This is a genomic window from Streptomyces sp. NPDC055078, assembly GCF_053607985.1.
In genome coordinates this window covers 1-4,130 of record NZ_JBSGUP010000707.1, presented here as the reverse complement: position 1 = coordinate 4,130, position 4,130 = coordinate 1, and the positions used below count along the sequence as shown (strand labels likewise).

The following is a 4,130-nucleotide window of genomic DNA, read 5'->3' as shown; positions in this document are numbered from 1 at the left end:
GTGCGGACCGGTTCCCCACGGCCTGTCGGGCGGCTGCCCGTGGAGCGGGGCGGGGCCGGAGCGGGCGGGCGGCGGGTCAGGCCAGGCCGACCAGTTCGTAGCCGGCCTCGTCCACGGCGGCGCGCACATCGGCCTCGGCGAGGGCGGCCCCGGACACGACGGTCACCTTGCCGGTCGCGGCGACGGCCACCACGGAGGTGACGCCCGCGAGCGCGGAGATCTCGGTCGAGATCGCGCCCTCGCAGTGACCGCAGGTCATTCCGGCGACCTGGTAGACGGTGGTGACGCCGCCCTCGGTCGCGCCCTCGGTCGTGGCCTCCGCGTCGGTGCCACAGGAGCTGCCGCCGCAGCAGCTGGACGAGGCAGCGGTGTCGGTGATCTCGATCTCGGTGTTCGCGGTCATGTCGTTCTCCTCGTAGGACCTGTGAGGTGCACTCATGGCGGCGCACTCATGGCATACCAGAGGTCTCCGGGGCTGCCGGGACCCTGTGGACTCACTATACAATACCCCTAGGGGGTATCGAGTGGTATGGAGGGTCCTGAGGAACTTTTCCGGAGCGGGTTCTCGGGAGTCCTGGGAGCCCCGGCGGCCCCGGAGACCCCGGTGTCCGCGGCGTCTTGTGTGTCGTGCGCGTCCTGTCTGTCTTGGGTGTCTTGGGTGCCTTGGGTGTCTTCGAGAGGGACGCAGTCGTCGCCCTCGGGGAAGAGCGGCTCCAGATAGCGGAACAGGACCCGCTTGACCTCCGCGGCGTAAGCCTCCCGCTCCTCGCCCTCATGGGCGAGCGCCAGATCCAGACCTGACCTGAAGACGGCGAAGGTCGTGTTCACGACGCGTGACAGCTCGTCGGGCGGCGCCTGGGGGAGGTAGTGCGCCAGGACCTGTTCGATCCGGGTGAGCAGTCCGTCGTGGATGCTGGTGAACTCCTCCGCTATCTGCCCGGGAGTGTCCGGGCCGTGGATCAGTACGGCGAAGGCGGGATTCTCGTAGTTGAACGCGAAGAGCGGGTCGATCACGGCGTCGAGCAGCTCGTCGAGCGGCAGGTCGCGGCCCGCGGCGACGGCGGCGGAGCCCTGGGACTCGCGCCACTTTTCGAGGAGTCGGCCACCCAGTTCGATGGCGATGGCCTCCTTGTTCGGGAAGTACTGATAGAGCGTGCCGGGGGAGACCCCGGCCGCGCGGGCGATGGCGTTGGTGCTGGCGGCGGTGAAGCCGGAGCTGCTGAACACCTGCGCGGCGGCGTCGAGTAGCTGGGCGATCCGGCGCTCACCCCGGGCCTGGCGGCGGCGCGGCCGGGCGGGCCCCGCCGTGGTCCCCGGCTCGGGTCCGGGTCCGGTGGAGGGCTCCGGTCGGGTGGGCTCCGGCACTGAACTGTCCCCAGCTTCCTGGTGCGGTTGACAAATGCGAGTGGTCGCTCGCATTCTTGGTATATGCGAGCGATGGCTCGTGTTTGCCAATTCTATGGCAATGGTCGACTCATGCAGCCTGCCCGCATGCCTGCGCGGTCCCTCGCATGGGCCTCGGTGAAGGGGACACCGCACGATGCCCGAAGTCAACGACCCGCCTTCCGCCAGGGCAGCCGCCAGAGCACCCGCCAAGGCGTCCACCAGCGTGGCCACCGGGGCAGCCATCGGGGGATGGACCCGCTTCGTCACCGCGCGGCCGAGGCTCTCGCTGCTCGCGGCCCTCGTGCTCACCGCGCTCGCGGTGTTCGCGGGCAGCGGGGTCGCCGACCGGATGGGCAGCGGCGGATGGGAGGACCCCGACGCCGAGTCGACGTATGCCACCGAGGCGCTCCAGCGGGAGTTCCCGGCGTCCCAGCCGAATTTGCTGCTGCTGGTCGACAGCGGGCGGGCGAGTGTGGACAGCCCGGAGGTCGCGGCCGAGGCGCGGCGGCTGGCTGAGCGGCTGGCGGCCGAGGACGGCGTCACCGGCGTCGGGTCGTACTGGAAGACGCCGTCCCCCGCGCTGCGGGCCGAGGACGGGCGGCAGGCGCTGATCGCGGCCCGCGTCCTGGGCGACGAGAAGGCGAAATCCGAGGTGCTCAAGCGGATCGCGCCCGACTACCGGGGGACGCACGGCCCGCTGGAGGTGTCGATCGGCGGCCCCGTCGCTGTGGAGCACGAGATGACGACGACCATCCAGGAGGACCTGGTGCGGGCGGAGCTGATCGCCCTGCCCGTGACCCTGCTGCTGCTGATCATGGTCTTCGGCAGCGCGGTCGCCGCGGTGCTCCCGCTGCTCGTCGGCATCGTCGCCATCCTGGGGACGAACGCGGTGCTGCGCGGGCTCACGGAGTTCACCGATGTCTCCATCTTCGCGATGAACCTCACCACCGCCCTGGGCCTCGGACTCGCCATCGACTACGCCCTGTTCATCGTCCGCAGATTCCGCGAGGAGCTGGCAGCGGGGCACCAGACGAGGGAAGCGGTGGGCACGACCCTGCGCACCGCGGGGCGCACCGTGCTCTTCTCCGCGCTGACCGTGGCGGTCTCGCTGGCCGCGATGCTGGTCTTCCCGCAGTATTTCCTGCGGTCCTTCGCCTACGCGGGGATCGCGGTGGTCCTGCTCGCTGCCGCCGCCGCGCTCATTCTGCTGCCGGCGACTCTGATGCTGCTGGGAGACCGGGTCAACGCGCTGGATCTGCGCCGCGCCTTCCGGCGAGGAGTGCCCCCGGGGCGGAAGCGCCGGCCGGATGCCGCCATGGTGACCGAGGGCGACAGCCGGTCCGAGCGGGAGAGCGAAGGCGACCGGGCCAGCCGGTCCGACCGCGAAAGCGGGCCCGACCGCGAAGGCAGGCCCGAGCGGGAGAGCGGGGCCGGATGGGCGCGGCTGGCGGATCTGGTGATGCGCCGGGCCCCGCTGTTCGCCTTCACCACCATCGCCGCCCTGCTGCTCCTGGGACTGCCCTTCCTGGGGGTGAAGTTCGGTACGCCCGACGACCGCCAACTGCCCTCGACAGCCGAGTCCCATCAGGTCCAGCAGCAGATCCGGGACGGCTTCCCGGGCAGCCCGGACGGCGGGATCGAGGTCTTCGCGGAGAGCAAGGGGAACAAGGCGAGCGACGGCGGCAAGGAGAGCAAGGGGAGCGACGGGGGCAAGGGTGGGGAGGAGGCCGCCCGCATCCCGCCCGCCGCCTACGCCGAGTACCGCGACCGGGTCGCCGCCCTCCCCGGGGTGCTGCGTGTCGACGGGCCGGTCGCTTCGGGTGAGGCCGCGTATTTCACCGTGCAGCCCAAGGGCGAGGCGGTGGGTGAGGGAGCCCAGCGGCTGGTGCACGATCTGCGCGATGTCCCGGCGCCGTTCGAGACGTCGGTGACCGGACGTGCGGCAGCGCTGGAGGACTCCAAGTCGGCGATCGCGGACAAGCTGCCCCTGGCGCTCGGGATCATCATCGTGGCGACGCTGCTGCTGGTCTTCCTGCTGACCGGGAGCGTGCTGATACCTCTTCAGGCGGTCGTTCTCAATGCGCTGAGCCTCACCGCGATGTTCGGAGCCGTGGTCTGGGTCTTCCAGGACGGCCATCTCTCCGGGCTGCTGGGCTTCACCGCCACCGGGGACATCGAGACGAATCTGCCCGTGCTGATGTTCTGTATCGCCTTCGGTCTCTCGATGGACTACGGAGTCTTTCTGCTCTCGCGGATCAAGGAGGAGTACGACCGTACGGGCGACCATGACCAGGCGGTGCGGTTCGGAGTGCAGCGCACCGGTGGGCTGATCACCGCGGCGGCCGTCATCCTCGCGCTGGTGATGGTGGCCATCGGCACCTCGCGGGTGACCAACACCAAGATGCTCGGCCTCGGGATCGCGCTCGCTGTGCTGATGGACGCCATGGTGGTGCGCAGTCTGCTGGTGCCTTCGGTGATGAAGCTGATGGGGGCCTGGACCTGGTGGGCGCCCGGCCCGTTGCGCCGATTCCACCAGCGGTTCGGACTGAGTGAGGGCGGGGCACCGGAGCCCGCGCTCCAAGGGGGCCCCGGTGCGGGCACCCGTCCCGGCGACACCCACCCGGCGACGGGCGGGGAAGGCACCCCGGCAGATGGCAAGGAAGGACCCGCGGCACGCGACAGGATCCGGGCATGAAAGCCTGACGGCCGGACTGCGGGACCTGGCGTCAGGCCCTGGTCAGGTC

The 4,130-nt window shown here is 70.6% G+C and carries 3 protein-coding genes; 1 reads left to right on the top strand and 2 read right to left on the bottom strand.

The features are described 5' to 3' along the window. Window positions 1–76: 76 nt before the first annotated feature. On the bottom strand, window positions 77–403 hold the full coding sequence (locus ACWF94_RS35200; RefSeq protein WP_453498184.1) for a heavy-metal-associated domain-containing protein: 327 nt from the start codon (window positions 401–403) through the stop codon (window positions 77–79). 107 nt (window positions 404–510) lie between these two features. After that, on the bottom strand, window positions 511–1,365 hold the full coding sequence (locus ACWF94_RS35195; RefSeq protein ID WP_453498181.1) for a TetR family transcriptional regulator: 855 nt from the start codon (window positions 1,363–1,365) through the stop codon (window positions 511–513). A 175-nt stretch (window positions 1,366–1,540) separates the two neighbouring features. On the opposite strand from ACWF94_RS35195, the gene ACWF94_RS35190 reads away from it, so the two are divergent. Next, window positions 1,541–4,081, top strand: a complete 2,541-nt coding sequence (locus ACWF94_RS35190; RefSeq protein WP_453498178.1) for an MMPL family transporter — start codon at window positions 1,541–1,543, stop codon at window positions 4,079–4,081. Window positions 4,082–4,130 lie beyond the last annotated feature (49 nt).